The following is a 15,221-nucleotide window of genomic DNA, read 5'->3' on the forward strand; positions in this document are numbered from 1 at the left end:
GGGGTGCGGACAGCGGATTCCACACCACGGCTGCGAGCGGACACCACGAGTTTCGTCGGCCGGCGAGCCGAGCTCGCGCAGGCGCAGTCGCTGCTGCACAAGGCCCGGCTGCTGACGCTCGTCGGACCTGGTGGCATCGGCAAGACGCGGCTGGCGTTCCAGATCGCTCGCACCTCCTCCGACGAGGTGCACGTCGTCGAGCTCGGTGACGCGAGCGACCACGAGTCGGTCGTCGGGCATTTCGCGGCCGCGCTGGGCGTGCCGGGCACCGTCGACGCCGTGCTCGGCCATCTCAGCCGCCGGACGGCCCTGCTCGTCGTCGACACGTGCGAGCACGTCGCCCAGGCGTGCGGGCGGCTGGTCCGCGACGTCCTGCTCGCCGCGCCGCGGGTGCGCGTCCTGGCCACCGGTCAGGAGGCGCTCGGGGTCGAGGGCGAGCACCTGCTGCGGGTCGGCCCGCTGCCGATCCCGGCCACGATCACCGACGGCCGCACGCCGGATGATCAGGATGCCGTCACCCTTCTCACGCACCGGGTGACCGCCACGGCCCCGGACTTCGAACCGGACTACGAGAGCCGGTCCGCGATCCTCGACATCTGCCGCGAGCTGGACGGCGTACCGCTGGCACTGGAGTTCGTCGCGGCGTGGTTCCGGGTCCTGCCCGCGGAGGACATCGTGCGGGAGCTCTCCGGAGGCGCCCGGCTCTCCGGCGGTCCCGGGCGTCCGGAGCGGCAGCGCACCCAAGCCGCGGCCCTGGAGTGGAGCCACCGGCTGTGCACCCCGGCTGAGCGTGCACTCGCTGATCACCTCTCGGTGTTCCGCGGCGGATTCACGATCGAGGCGGCTGCCGAGATCGCGCGGGTCGCCGGTGTCGAGGACGACGACGAGCTGCTGAAGCTCCTCGCGGGGCTCGTGGACAAGTCCGTGGTCGTCCGCGATTCCGATCAGAGCATCGCGCGCTACCGGATCCTCGAGCCGACGCGGAAGCTGATCGAGCGCGCGCTCGCCGCCAGTGGTCGGCTGGAGCAGGTGCGCCGCGCCCACCGCGACCACTTCCTTCGGATGGCCGAACGGTTCCAGGCCGCGTGGTCGGGACCGGGGCGGCGCTGCGATGTCGTGGCAGTGATGCGGGAACGCGCGAACGTGCTCGCGGCACTGGAACACAGCTTCGCCGACCCGGCGGAGGCGAGCACCGGCACCCGGCTCGTCATCCTGCTGCAGCGGTTCTGGCTCAGCTGCGGGTTCACCGGCGACGGGTTGACGTGGGCGGGCAGGGCGGCCTCGGTACCGGGGATCTCCGACGCTGATCGCGCGGTGGCGTCCGGAATCTGCGCTGTGGCCGCCGGCCGGCTGGGTGACCACCGGACCGGCGAACGGTTCGCCGAGGACGCCGTACGACTCGCCCGCCACACCGAGAACGACGAGGTGCTGGCCACTGTGCTGAGGCTGGCAGGACTCACCGCGATGCTGGCCGACGAGCACGCTCGCGCACTCGATCATCTGACCGAAGCCTGCGCCCTGACGGCCGACGCGACTCCTGTGCTGGCGATCGCCACGTTGCTCGCCGGAGACGCCGACCGGGTGATCGAGTTGGCACGCGCGCACCTGGCGCGGGCCGAGCACCTGCCGCGCGGTCAAGCGCTGCACGCGCTGGCGATGGGCGAATGGCGGCTCGGCAGGTACGAACAGGCGGCCGCACACGCCACGGACAGCATGCGGATCATGCACCACTACGGCGACGTCTTCGGACTCGCCGCGCTCGTCGAGCTGATGTCCTGGATCGCCGCGTCGACCGGAGCGGGCCCCACCGCCGGCCGGTTGCTCGGCGTGGCGGAGAACATGTGGCAGTTCGCCGGCTGCACGGTCATGTTCGGCTCCCAGGCGTGGATCGACGCACACCACGACTGCGTCACCCTGACCAGGAACCTGCTCGGCAAGGCGGAGCTGCGACGGTTCTTCTCGGTAGGTCTCGCGGCGAGTTCCAGCATCGACCGCGCGGTGTCGTTCACCCTGAAGGAACTGCAGACCGAAACAGAGGACTTCTCCTCGACCGGGCTGACCGCACGAGAAGTCCAGCTCGCCAGACTCATCGCCGGCGGCGCTTCGAACAAGGAGATCAGCTCGACGCTGAACATATCTCCCCGGACAACGGAAACCCACGTGCGCAACATCCTTAAGAAGCTCGGCTTCACCTCACGCGTCCAGATCGTGACCTGGGTCGTCCAGCACACCGGATCGCTGTGATCATGGCCTGGCACGACTCCTGGCCGCCCGTCGAGCTGACGACCTTCGTGGGACGTCGCTCCGAAGTGGACTCGGTGCGCTCCTTGCTGGGGTCCGCACGGCTGGTCACCGTGACCGGTCAGTGGGGTGTCGGCAAGACCAGGCTGGCGCAGCGGGTCGCCACCGAGGTCGCGCAACAGTTCGCGGACGGTGTAGTGATGGTGCGGTTGGACACCGTCGACGGAGTGGCGGAGACCGTCTCGACGCTCGACCGCCTCGCACGCAAGAACCTGTTGTTGCTGTTGGACTCTTGTGAGCACGTGGCGCACGACTGCGCCCGGATCGTGGCCTCGGCACTGGCCGCGTCCCCGTCGGTGCGCGTGCTGGCCACCAGCCGATGGCCGCTGGGTCTCCCGGACGAGCAGGTGTTCCGGCTGCAGCCCTTGGTGATCCCGGAGGCCGGCGACCTCGCCGCTGCCACCGGGTCGGCCGCCGTCGAACTGCTCGCCGAGCGTGCCACGGCCTCGATGCCGGATTTCGCCGTAGGAGCCGAGAACTGGCCACAGGTCGTTGAGCTGTGCCGAGTCCTGGGCGGGGTGCCGCTGGCGATCGAGCTCGCCGCCGCCTGGCTGCGAATCCTGCCGCTGGACGAAGTCGTGGCCAGGTCGCACGACCCGTTCGGGATGATGTCCCGCGGAGACAACAAGTTCGTGCCTCCGCGACAGCAGTCGTTGCTCGACAGCGCCACGTGGACGTACGACCTGTGCACGTCGACCGAACAGCTGGTGTGGCAACGCGTTGCCGTCTTCGGCGGCACGTTCGACCTCGCGGCCGCAGAGGCAGTGTGTGCCGACCACGGCATCGACCGAGCTCAGGTGTCACAAGTCCTCCCGCAGCTCGTAGAGAAGTCCGTGGTGGTCGTTCAAGACGAGCGCTACAGCGTGCCGCAGGCCCCGCGCGCCTATGGCCGAATCCAACTACGTGCGTCGGGCGAGCAGACACGCCTGGGTATTCGGCACAGCGAGTACTTCGCCCAGCTGGTGCGTCACGAAGAGGAGCGGTGGCGCCGGGGACAGAGGCAGATCGACGTCCTGGCCAAGGTGCGGGACGAGCTGCCGAACATCCTCGCGGCACTCGAGTTCTGTTCGACCGAAGCAGATCAACAGGCGAACGGGCTGCAGCTAGCCGTGTCGCTGTACTTCTACTGGCTCGCTCGCGGCGACGCGACCGAGGGGCAGCACTGGATCTCCGCCGCGCTGGACCGCAATCCCGAACCCGGTCGTGACCGCGCGCTGGGACTGTGGCTGACCGCGGCACTCGCAATCGGGCAGCCGATCCGGGAAGCCGAGGCGTGGGCGGTGACCAACGGCGACGACGACGTCCTCGGCCGGGTCAGACTCGCGCAGGCGATGAACCTCGCCCGGCGAGGAAGCCTCAGCCAGGCCCTGGACTCGGCGATCGCGGCCGAGGAACACTTCATCACCGCCGATGACCTGTCCCACCGCCTTCTCTCACAAGCGCTGATCATTGAAATCCAGACCGGGCAGAGCTCGGCAGAGGCGGCGGTCACGACAGCCGAGCGCGCCCTGACGGGCGGAGATGACGATCTCTGGGCCCAGACTCACCTGCTGCTCGCCACCGGGATCGCGCGGGCCCACAACGGAGATCTCGCCGGCGCGGAGAAGCACGTCGTGCGCGCTCTGAAGATCGCACACCGGTTCGGTGACCTCCACAACGCCGCGAGAGCGATCGAGCAACTGGCGTGGCTGGCCTCCGACAACGGAAGTGACCTGTGGGCAGCCGAGCTGGTGGGCATCGCGGCGCGTGCCCGAGGCAGCCTCGGGCAAACTCCGCCCCTCGCACCGGTTTCCCGGTCGCGCGACCGGTACCTGGCGCAGATCCGGAACAACCTGGGGGAATCCCAGTACGAGTCGGCCTGCGAGCGGGGAGCCGACCACGTCGACGGCATCGACCAGGCCATCCTGAACGGAGCCGGCACACCGCGGCGTCAGAGCAGCCAAACGACTACAGCCGCCCTGACCAGCCGGGAACGTCAAGTCGCACAACTGGTCGCGGAAGGGCTGACCAACCGCGAGGTGGCCGACGAGCTAGGCGTGGCCCAACGCACCGCGGAGACCCATGTGGACCGAATCCTGCGCAAGCTGCAACTGTCGTCGCGCACCCAGCTGGCCGGGTGGCTGTCAGCTTCTCAAGACGCCGAAGCTCCTCCACGCACCCGTACGTAGCCGCGCAGAGCATCTACGCGGTCCGACCGATTGTGTCGTTTGTGCCGATTGGAGAGTGTGGTCGCAGGCTCGAAGCCGAACCAGCCCGGCCGCGGGCGACTTCGAGACCCGGCAAGGCATCGCAGAAACGGTGGATTCAATGGAGTTGTGTGAGATGCATGCCTTCGCGCTGTCACAGGCAAGCACCGACAGCGACTCGGCAACCCGCCCGCCCAACTGGCCCACGTGAGGACCGGTCAGCTGACGGGCTGACCCAGCCCGTGCACCACCCGGTCGAGCAGCGCCTGGATGACAACCTCGCCGTGCTCCTTGCACCCCAGAGCGATCATCCGGGACGCTGCCTCGACCATCACGTGCACGAGCATCGCCCGCAGCTGTGCACGCTGCCACCACCAAGACACCGGCCAACACCGCCAGCAGCCGTTCGCCCGGCCGAGACCTGCTCGCGCGACGAGTCAGGCATCGCGTGTACAGACAGGGCAACCACCGCACGACGGCTACCTCCGGTGATGATCTCCGCTCGGCGCGCAGGTACGTCCCCTCCTTCCGACACGACCCGGCGCTGTTCACCGCGAACTCCAGCTGGTCCGCCAACTCCGGCAACGCGTCGGACACGATTGCGGCGACCAGTTCCTCGCACGACCGCAGGTACTCCTGGAGGTTCGGGCAGGACAACTCCAAGCGCCGGCAAGCGAACGACCACACTCACTCATGCACCCACACGCGTCAACCGAACACACGTGTGAAGACGATGATCGGTCCTCGCCTTGGATCAGCAGGCTTTCGAACCGTCCCAACTGGACGGCAGGCTCACCTGCTGGACACCCCTCACAACGAGCGGCCGACAGCATGCTCAGGTGATCGTGTCTTTGCTGTACAAGGTGACGTGGAAGGTGCTGTCCGCCGCTTCGGCGCTGCCCTGCGGTGAGGCGGAGAAGCACGCGGAGCTTCTCGTGCTGCGGCACGAGAACGCCGTGCTCCGCCGACAGTCGACTGGCCAGATCCGCTACGAGCCAGCAGACCCATTCTGGTTCGCCACGCCATCCAGGCTGATCCATCGTTCGCGCTGGCGCGAGATCTTCCACGTCACGCCTGGCACGTTGCTGGTCTGGCATCAACGGTTCATCTCCTGGAAGTGGGACTACACCGCGCGACGACGCGCCGGACGCCCACCCATTCCGAGCAGCGGTAAAGGTATCTGCGCTCCGGCTCGCCAAAGAGAATCCGCGGCGGGGACATCGGCGGATCCAAGGTGAACTGGCCCGACTCGGCCACCCAATCGCCACCTCAACCGTCTGCAAGATCTTGAACGCAGCGGGCATCGCCCCAGCACCACGCCGGTCCGGTCCGACCTGGCGCGAGTTCCTCGCAGCCCAGGCCGAGGGCATCATCGCGGCCGACTTCTTCCATGTCGACACCGCACTCGGCACACGCCTAGGCGTTCCTTGAACACGACACCAGGCGCCTGGACATCACCGGCGTCACCACCGTCCGACGCAGGCCTGGACCGCACAACAGGCGAAGAACCTCCCTACCGGCCTCGGCACGCGGATGGAGTCCCTGCGCTTCCTGCTGCGTGACCGCGACGACAAGTACGGCGAGGCGTTCGACCGTCTTCGAGGCCGAGGAACTACGTGTGTTCAAGAGTGCGCCGCAGGCACCACGGATGAATGCCCACTGCGAACGCATCATCGGCACCATCCGCCGCGAGGTCCTCGACCACATCCTCATCACCGGAGAAGCCCACGCGCGTCAAGTCCTTGCCTACGAGATCCACCACAACAAGCACCGACCGCATCAGGCCCGCTGCCAGCTACCACCCGAAGCTCAAGAGCAACCGGCCGCCGTGCATGGCCTCAAGACCCGCAAGCTGCTACGCACCCGGATCCTCGCGGACTCATCAACGAGTACAGATACGCCGCATGACGAGCAGCGATGACTTTTCGAGCAGCACAAGGTCGTTGTCGCTCATTTAGCCACTCAGGTCCCCAAATGGTCCCCAACAAGATCACTAGCGTGATCGAATCGGCGACATGCAGAAGGCCCTCTGATCAGGCGTTATGCCACGATCAGAGGGCCTTTCACGACCGTCGGGACGACAGGATTTGAACCTGCGACCCCTTGACCCCCAGACACGGGTTCACAGGCCGCTGAACTGCGAAAACAGGCACACTCGAAGCAGTTGGGCGCACTTGACCGGGAATTAAGTGCGTTGCCGCCTTTTGCGCAGCCACCCAAGATCCACTCCTTGGAGTCAGAGTTCCACACGACCTCGCTCCACCTGCGACGCCGCACGAAGAAGTCCAGCAAGCCGTTACCGAAAACATCTTTCTGTAGGTCTCGTCCGATAAGGCGCCACAGTCTCCTCGAAGCAGCGAGAATCGATGGCTCCAGCGACTCGCCGTTAGCCTGCTGCCGAACGCGATCACGGTCCTGGCCATGTGCTCGGGCCTGTCCGCCGTGCACTTCGCGAACGTCGGCATGTGCGGCGCGGCCATCGCCTCGATCGCGGCAGCCTCCGTCCTCGACGGCCTCGACGGCCGCATCGCCCGCCTGCTGGACGCGACGTCGACGATGGGCGCGGAGCTCGACTCCCTGGCCGACGCCATCTCGTTCGGCGTCGCGCCGGCCCTCGCGATCTACCTGTGGAAGTTCGAGGGCAACCGCGCCGGCTGGGTCATCGCGCTGATCTTCGCGGTCTGCATGGTCGTCCGCCTGGCCCGCTTCAACACGTTGCTGAAGAAGGAACAACCGCCGTTCGCGAAGGAGTTCTTCGTCGGCGTCCCCGCTCCCGCAGGCGGCCTGTTGCTGCTGCCCCTGATCATCGAGGAGCAGGTCCGCACCGACGGCTGGTGGAACAACCCCTACATTGTGGGCGCGTGGACGTGCCAGGACTACGACGACCGTCTCGACGACCTGCTGCGCGTGCTGCGCGAATTGGAAGAAAAGTCCATCCGGTGCGCGCCGTTCGGAGCAAGCGATATGCGCACTGGTGGACGACAGGCCGCGAGTTTGATTGCGGTCTGTAATACACGACGGTGGTAAACCTGAACCCCGATGTCGGGGCGCTTACCGCCATACTCCGAACACCGACCTCGACTGGGAAGGCCAGGATGATGTTGGGCGGAGGACAGAGCGGATGGCGCACTCTGCGGTCTCTTGTCGGCGCCCTGCAGAAAATCACCTGCTTGACGGATCGCAGTGGCCGCTAACTGGTTGCCCGGATGGTGTGTGACGACTGCGCGTGCCATGCCGTTCCGGGAGCACAACCGATGGTCAGGCACTGCACAACCTGGCAGAGCCGTACACGCAACATCCGAAAGGCTGACCACGTTACTGCTCGTGATCGAACGAATCGAACGGAGCTAGAAGCCGATGGCCTCGCTGCGGACAATCATTGCCGAGATGACAACACTCGAAACCCTGCCGGCCACGGGAAACCAAAAGGCTGTTCACGTTGCCGCACGGCGCCCCAGTGGCGGACATCACCGCATTGAGGAGACGTTCGCGGGTCCGGCCAGGCCCTGGCTCCACGAACAAGCGACCTATCTCGAGGCGTTCCGCGCACTTGAGGCACTGAATTCCGATCCGAGCCGAATACCCAAACCACTGCTGCCCAGCGAAATCATCTCTCTCGACGTGGACCAGTGGCCGTGGGAGACCGAAGTTCGAACGCAGGCCGAAGCTGGTCTCGCTGGTGCTGAGCGAGTCACCCCAGGTGGCGAAGTCGGGCCGGGACGAGGTCGCGGTCGGTCTGCGCGCCGGCGTTCCGTTGATGGTGTGGCACCGGGAGAAGTGCGACTCGGCCGAGTTCGTCGCGGTGGTCGAGGAACTGCTGCACGGCGTGGACGATCCCCATCATCTGCTCGAGAGGATCCGGCTGGCACGTGCCACTGCGTTCGAGGAGGGCGCGGCGGCGAGGCACGTCTGCGGGAAGCTGACCGTTCTGTTCGACGATCCGGCGAGGGTGGTGATGCCGGTACCCCCGGCAGCGCCAGAAGGGGTACCGGTGGCCCAGGTATGAGTTCTGATCCGACCGGATGGCACGTGTACCGCGGCACCGGGGATGCCGCGGAGTCACCGATCGCCGAACTGCCGGAGCCGCCGCCGTGGCGCAGGTTCACCGGTACGGGCGAGGCGACCCGTCCGGACGACGACGGGACCGAGGTGCACCGGCGGATCGGCGCGTTGCTCTGCACGCCGCGCAAGCCGCAGCCGCTCGAGGTCCTCATGGTCAACGCCGCGATCTACCTGCGCAGGCCTTTGCTCGTCACCGGAAATCCGGGCACCGGGAAGTCGTCGCTCGCCTACCTGATCGCCCGTGAGCTTGGACTGGGGCCAACGTTGCGCTGGCCGATCACGAGTCGGACGGTGCTCAAGGACGGCCTGTACCTCTACGACGCCATCGGACGTGTGCAGGCCGCGGCGAGCCGGGAGGCCGGCGGCGAAGGCGAGTCAGGCGTCGGTGACTACCTGCACCTCGGCCCGCTCGGTACCGCGCTGCTGCCGTTCGAACTGCCGAGGGTGTTGTTGATCGACGAGCTGGACAAGGGCGACATCGACCTGCCCAACGACCTGCTCAACGTCTTCGAGGAGGGCGAGTACGACATCCCGGAGCTCGTCCGGCTGGCCGGGAAACAGGCGGACGTCCCCGTGTTCACCGCCGATCGCGGAGGTTCGGCGGTCGTGCGCAACGGTGCCGTGCGCTGCCGTCAGTTCCCGATCGTCATCATCACCAGCAACGGCGAACGCGAGTTCCCGCCCGCGTTCCTGCGGCGCTGCCTGAAACTCCACTTCGAGAAGCCGGACTTCGACCAGCTAGCCGGGATGGTCGCCGCGCACCTCGGCGAGGCCGAGGGCGTCGACCTGGCGAGGCTCATCGCCGACTTCCTGGAACGCCGCGCGCAGCTCGGCGGGCTCGCCTCGGACCAGCTGCTCAACGCCGTCCACCTGGCGGTGTCCGCGCTGTCGGGACCCCGCCGGATCGCGGACGCCCTGCGACCGTTCATGCGTCCGTCGCCGTCGCCATGGGGCAGGGTGCTCGACAAAGAAACGACGGCGGCCCGCGCGGCGCAGGAAAGCCTGTGGCTGCCCGAATGGCGACCGGCACCGTGGCGGTGGTTCGACATCGTGCTGGTCGCCGACGCCGCATCGTCGATGAAGATCTGGCGGCAGACCGCACAGGACTTCCTGACGCTGCTACGACGCCAGGGAGCGTTCCGCGATGTCCGGTTCCTGCGGCTCGACTGCGTGAAGTCCTCGCTCGCGGACCTGGTGCTGAGGCCGGAAGTCGAACAGGAGCACGGACAGCACTGGCCTGATCTCGTCGATACGACAGGCCGCTGGATCGTGCTAGTCATGACCAATGCCATCGGCCGCGCCTGGCACGAGGTGCGGCGAGCGAGCTGCTGTTTGGGCGGGGACAGGGAGACCCACGGTCGTCGTTCACGTTCTCGAACAACCACTCCTGGCGGTGGGGCGGCCTTGCGACGCGTCGTGTCCACCTGTCAGCGGGCCACGCCGGAGTCGGCCGACAGGAACCTGCGCGTGCGCGTGGTCGAGCCGGACTTCGAACTCGACGTCGGCGACCCGGCGGCGGTTCCCGTGCCTGTGCTCGGTCGTTCCGCGGAGCGGTTCACGGGCTGGTCGCGGCTGCTCACCGCGCCGGGTTTGGAGTGGGTCGAGACCACAGCGACGATGGTCCGCCCGCGTCCAGACGAACCCGTGGTGAGCGCGCCGGAAGAGCCGGCCGAGCAACTGACGGCAAGCACACAGGTGATGCGCTTCCGGAATCAGGCGTCGGTGCAGGCGTTCCACCTGGCGGGCCTGCTGGCCGCGACGCCGCTGAGCCTTCCGCTGATCAAGCTGGTCCAGCGGATCATGCTGCCCGGCGCCGGTCTCTCCGCACTCGCCGAAGTCGTGCTGAGCGGATTGCTGAAACACGTGCCGCCGAATGGATCGACTCCCGATCCAACGCGAGTCGCCTACGAGTTCCACGACGGAGTCCGCGAGGAACTGCTCTCCGGCGCCCGGCGAGCGGACACGATCCGGGTCGCGCGAATGATCGGCCAGTACGCCGAACGCGTCAACGGAACATTGCGGAACTTCGCCGCGGCACTGGATGCGCCGGACGACACCTCCGATCCGGCGCCGAGTGTCGAAAACCTTCCGTACATCCGGGTGCAGGAAGCCGTTTTCCGGGCGCTCTCCGGTCCCTACTACAGGCGCGCGAAGCGTCTCGCCACCCCTAGACTCCGCGTGAAATACGATCCCACTGGATCAATTCAGGCATCGAAGAAGCCCGCGGAGCAGGAGAAATGGAGCGTGCAGGTAACCGAACCCCCGAAGGAGGCCGCAGCTCCTGCAGATCTGCGCCTTCTTCGGACCGGAACCGATCTCTCGCAAGCTGTTCAGCGATGTGCGTGGCGCGCCGGTGCCCGACGCGCCAGCCAAGGCGTTCGACGACCCGATCAAACTCAACCGGGCAGTGCGGGAGATCAGCCGCTGCAGCCTAACCAAGATCGACCACAGGAACACCGACTCGTCCAGACAGCACCAAAAGACACACCAAGATGGCCTCTACCAGGCGTTTTAGATGGAAGTTCGGCGAGTGGCAACAGCCATCGTCATGACATAGGCCAGCACGACAGGAGTAGCCGACCACAACTACAGCGTCGCTGACCGGCGCCGATGTCACGACACTCCACCTCAACCAGCGACGACCACCAGAAACTCAACCAACTCGCTCACCTGGAGGCTCATAGATCAACCAACTTATCCACAGGCCCGTCAGTCCACGGGCCCCCCTTTCGACAGTCAAGTTCCAACAGCGTTAGCCGATACGATCTCAGTCGCGTCGTGGCAGCCGACTACGACCCGAAGCCATGTCGCACCAGCATCCTCTGCGTCTTCCAACTCCGGCCGGGTTGGGAAGCCGGCGACCCACCCGCGGCGAGACATCGTCTCGCTGTGGCGAGTCGGTGGAGGCTACAAATGGCAAACACCAATCACACGCCGAACGAAGAGCCGGTGGGTGATGAGCCAGAGAGAGTCGAGGAACGGCGGCCCAATCGGGGGTGGAACCCCGAGCGGACCACCGCCTTCCTCAGACTCCTGAACGAGGTCGTCGTCCTGGTAGCACAGTTGAGCGACCTGTTCAGTTGACGCGGCGGCGGTGCCCTCGAGAGAGAGCACCGCCTGCCCGCATGCCACCCGCTGTCGTTGCACGTTCAACCAAACTAAGGTTGCACATCATCAACTTCAACAGGCAGCTCCGTTAGTCTACTGCGCCAGCATGGACAAATCACACCCGTTTGACCTGCGCAAACAGATCCAACTGGCCAAATTGGTGTTTACACAAAACTCAGTTAGACCGGCGCTTCTGATGTCTCGGCGTGGCCGTTGTTCCTGCTGCGCAAGCGCTAGCCAGGGTGGACCAGGACAGCAACTTCGTGGCTCCGCCGGCGTCGCCTGCCGCCTTCGTCTTGACCGGCTGAAGGTGGGACAGGGTCATACAGAAGCGGGCGGCGCAGGTGAGGAAGGTGCGCCGGGACTCGGCTTGCATGCCGAGAATCGGGTTCTTCACCCTGTACCGCTCGAAAGCCCCCCAGGCTGGGAGCATGCTCAGTTGGCCTTGTCTCTGCTGTACAAGGTGACTTCAAAGTTGCTGTCCGCCGCGTCGGTGGGGTATGCGGCCGAGGAAGACGTGGGGACTGCAGCACCTGCGATGACTACCAGCGCCCAGCGCGTGCCAGCCACGGCCGCCAACACACCTGTCCCGACCCCTACGAGACCTCCGGACAGCATCAGCGTCGCGGTCCGCAGCCTGATCCCACCGCACTCCCCATCCGGAGGCCTCCCTCATTTCAAGATCATCAGCCCGCGTGTCGGACCATTCGCAGCCGCGCTGGGCAGTGCAACTGACCTTCAGGCAGCCAGTCCAACTTCCGAGGCCAGTTCAAGTATCAGGCCCCTTCGGCATCGCCGTCCGTTGCCGTCCCGACTGCCGCTGGGCAGGCGTAGCGGTTACTCGTAGTCCTCGAACTCGTAGAACCCGAGCCGGCTGAGACGCGAAGCGGCCTGAGCCCAAGACTCGGCTTCCACCCGCTCGATCGCCGACCTGACGGCGCCTAGAATCTCGCTGATCTTCGACGTGCCGACGATGACGAGCGACCTGCCGAAGACGATGCGATCTGACGACACGGTTGACGTCAAGCTGGCGAGGGTGCACACGTTGAGCTGCAGCAACTCCTCACCTTCACCGTCAGACGGGCCGACGATCGCCTCCAGAAGGAACGAGAAGTTCTCCGGATCATCCGGACGGAAGTTTTCCAAGTCCACATCGGGACTTACGAAGTAGCGTACGACCGCTTTCACTGTTCATTCCTAATCGATGATGTCGACGTGAGCGTCGGCTTGCCACTACCGATACCCCGCGTCAGAGCGAAGCCGCTACTCGAAGTTGGCTTGATACCCCGGGCCACCGAACTGGACCGGCCGATTCGGCTTGTACGACAGCGGACGATACTGGCGCAGCTCGTCCTTACTGATCATCACCTTGCCATCGGGTCCTCCGAGACGGTAGTTCGGCCCGACCCACGCCTCTCTCATCATGTCCGCTTGGCCCGGGTCACGGCGCCGATGCCCGAGTTTCCCTTGTTTTTCGTGGCTTGGCTGAGCATCGATGCCAATTCCATCTCGCGTTCCACAGAGACGGCCGAACAGACGCCACCGCCCCCTTGGCAACCGCGGCCGACCGCTTTGGCCAGATTGCCTGCTTCCTTCGACGTGCTGGCGGCTCCCTTCAACGCCGAACACGGTGTCCCAGCCATCCACAGGTTTGTTGCCCACGGTTTCGGACCACTTGCAGAACCCGGCGCTAGGGTCGCTGCTGCGGCAGAGGTATGTGGCCCAGTGCTTGACCGCTGTCGCATAACTCTCGCCTTCCTTCATCATCACCGGTGCGCCGAAGATCGGTCCTCGTTTCATCTCCTCGGCGGTGGGGAGGCGGTGGCCGTGGATGATCGGCTGGTTCGAGCCGTCGCCGGTGCCTGATGCCCACTCGTACTGCTGCTGCTCAAGCTGACGGTCCTGTTCGGAGACACCGCTTCCCTGCGGTCCGCACAGGCCGTTGGTCGAATAGCCACACCCGACCTCGTGGCCCGAGTAGGAGTGTTCGCTCTTGGTCACGGCGTTGTAGTTGCACATTTCGCAGTACAGGCCGGTCGGGTCGCTGAACGAGACCGGGCTGTTGTTGGAGTAGACCTAGGCGTTCCACTGCCACGGACCCGCCAGGTTCATGATCGGGTCGACGGAGATGCACCAGCCGAGCTTCGGGTCGTACTCGCGGGCACCGATGTGCGTAAGCCCGGTGTTGTCCAGCGTTCCTCCGACGAAGCCCTTGTCCAGGCAAGCCAGCCACGTGCCCGTATTGCCTGGATCTCGCCGAACGGCAAGATACGACTCCGTCGTACGTGGTCGTGGTCGCCAACGGGATGGTGTCGATCGGCACGAACAGGTCGTTGCCCAGGGCGACCGCGGCGAAGTAAGGGTTGTTGGCACGCTTGGCACGGCCGGCCGAGTCGTACTGCACGTCGCTGACGCCCGCGTCAGACGCAACTGCCCGACGCGGCGGGCAGTTGCGTCTGACGCGGGCGCAACAGCCCAGGGCGGGAGTCCCGAAGGCGATCCCGAGCCCGATCACCACACTGGTGAACGCGGTCTCGCCGGTGAAGGTCTCGACCGCATCCGGTACCCTGATCGACAGGGCCAGCACGACCCCGCACAGCACCGAACCTCGGGAAGAGGATCTTGTTGTCCGTCAAGCCGATGATGCTACGAACGCGGCCACCGTGCGCCGAAGTACCGACCGGCCACATCGGACGTCAGAGGTCATGCCCCGGCGGGGTGCCGGCCGGTACGTTCCTCCACGAACACCGTCCACGCGGCAAAGCGCACACATGCGAACGGGGCAGTGCTCGCTATGAGCACCACCCCGCCACATCACAACCGACCTCGCACCACGATCAGGTGGCGTAGGGCAGCTTGAACCCGCGTTCCTGAGAAGCGTCCTCGTACGTGGACATCATCGCCGAAATGACGGACTCGATCTCCGCGAGCGGATACTTGGCCTCGTCGAGATCACCTTCGGCGAGGCACTCGGAAAGCTCCTTGATCGTGTCTCGGAGCACGCTCAGGGAATCCCCCTGGATCGCCGCGGCAGGAAAGTTCCTGCCGGGCAGCTGAACCACGGCGAAGTTCCCGTCCACCGCCAGCACCTCGGCGGCTTCAATCGATTTGTCCACTGTCACCCCTGTGGGTGGAAGGTGATGCTGGGTTCGCCTTCGATGAGCTTCCCACTCAGGATATCCGACCGCCTACCCACTCCCGCCGTCACATCCAAGCGAGGGAGAGAGCTGGCGATTCTGCTCCTGAGACGGGCGCTGGCACCGGTGATCACGTAGTCCCAGCCCGATCCGGCGCCATAGCCCTTCGGGTTGGCGTCCGACCTGGGTCCCTTGACCCTGCTGCCGACCACCGAGATGCTCACACCGCGACTGTCGGCGGCGTTCTGGATCCTCCTCATCTCGGACGGCGAAATCCCTTCCAACAAAGCACCATTCGCCAGCACCGGGTCACAGAGACCCGCATTGTGCACGAGAACGAGCAGCTAAGCGTTTGCGCCCATGACCCTCACACTGCCAGTCGGATCAGGTCACGTCTCCGACCTGCGAAAACAGAGAACACCATGGT

Annotated in this window: 10 protein-coding genes and 1 pseudogene; 7 read left to right on the plus strand and 4 right to left on the minus strand. The window is 65.9% G+C overall.

Annotation, left to right across the window (positions count from 1 at the left end; translation table 11 throughout):
* The first annotated feature begins 3 nt into the window (after positions 1-3).
* The gene (locus tag SK854_RS45770) at positions 4-2,244 is read left to right on the plus strand and encodes a helix-turn-helix transcriptional regulator (RefSeq protein WP_319981480.1); all 2,241 of its coding nucleotides are present in this window, start codon (positions 4-6) and stop codon (positions 2,242-2,244) included.
* Positions 2,245-2,246: 2 nt separating this feature from the next.
* Positions 2,247-4,469, plus strand: a complete 2,223-nt coding sequence (locus SK854_RS45775; protein ID WP_319981481.1) for an ATP-binding protein — start codon at positions 2,247-2,249, stop codon at positions 4,467-4,469.
* 236 nt (positions 4,470-4,705) lie between these two features.
* On the opposite strand, the gene SK854_RS45780 is transcribed toward SK854_RS45775, so the two are convergent.
* Entirely contained in the window at positions 4,706-4,870 is a 165-nt protein-coding gene (locus tag SK854_RS45780; RefSeq protein ID WP_319981482.1) for a hypothetical protein, read from the minus strand.
* Between the two features lie 456 nt (positions 4,871-5,326).
* Here SK854_RS45780 and SK854_RS45785 point away from each other — a divergent pair, with 456 nt between their 5' ends.
* The 5 genes and pseudogenes from SK854_RS45785 to SK854_RS45805 all read left to right on the plus strand — a co-directional run bounded on the left by SK854_RS45785 (position 5,327) and on the right by SK854_RS45805 (position 11,150).
* Complete coding sequence (locus tag SK854_RS45785) at positions 5,327-5,725, plus strand: helix-turn-helix domain-containing protein (protein ID WP_319981483.1); 399 nt, start codon at positions 5,327-5,329, stop codon at positions 5,723-5,725.
* 320 nt (positions 5,726-6,045) lie between these two features.
* Positions 6,046-6,408 carry an integrase core domain-containing protein gene (locus SK854_RS45790; RefSeq protein ID WP_319981484.1) on the plus strand — a complete coding sequence of 121 codons (363 nt, stop codon included), beginning with the start codon at positions 6,046-6,048 and terminating at the stop codon, positions 6,406-6,408.
* Positions 6,409-6,878: 470 nt separating this feature from the next.
* Positions 6,879-7,355: pseudogene (gene pssA / locus SK854_RS45795) on the plus strand (CDP-diacylglycerol--serine O-phosphatidyltransferase); the annotation flags it as partial.
* Positions 7,356-8,055: 700 nt separating this feature from the next.
* On the plus strand, positions 8,056-8,493 hold the full coding sequence (locus tag SK854_RS45800; RefSeq protein WP_406601911.1) for a VMAP-C domain-containing protein: 438 nt from the start codon (positions 8,056-8,058) through the stop codon (positions 8,491-8,493).
* On the plus strand, positions 8,490-11,150 hold the full coding sequence (locus SK854_RS45805; RefSeq protein ID WP_319981485.1) for a MoxR family ATPase: 2,661 nt from the start codon (positions 8,490-8,492) through the stop codon (positions 11,148-11,150). Before SK854_RS45800 ends, SK854_RS45805 begins: the two co-directional genes overlap by 4 nt.
* Before the next feature lie 1,344 nt (positions 11,151-12,494).
* Here the strand turns inward: SK854_RS45805 and SK854_RS45810 are convergent.
* The 3 genes from SK854_RS45810 to SK854_RS45820 all read right to left on the minus strand — a co-directional run bounded on the left by SK854_RS45810 (position 12,495) and on the right by SK854_RS45820 (position 14,773).
* Positions 12,495-12,845 (minus strand): Imm8 family immunity protein, encoded by a 351-nt coding sequence (locus SK854_RS45810; RefSeq protein ID WP_319981486.1) that lies wholly within the window; start codon positions 12,843-12,845, stop codon positions 12,495-12,497.
* A 75-nt stretch (positions 12,846-12,920) separates the two neighbouring features.
* Positions 12,921-13,658, minus strand: a complete 738-nt coding sequence (locus SK854_RS45815) for a hypothetical protein (protein WP_319981487.1) — start codon at positions 13,656-13,658, stop codon at positions 12,921-12,923.
* 836 nt (positions 13,659-14,494) lie between these two features.
* Entirely contained in the window at positions 14,495-14,773 is a 279-nt protein-coding gene (locus tag SK854_RS45820) for a DUF6959 family protein (RefSeq protein WP_319981488.1), read from the minus strand.
* Positions 14,774-15,221: the final 448 nt, after the last annotated feature.

This window comes from Lentzea sokolovensis (assembly GCF_033949975.1).
GTDB lineage: Bacteria > Actinomycetota > Actinomycetes > Mycobacteriales > Pseudonocardiaceae > Lentzea > Lentzea sokolovensis.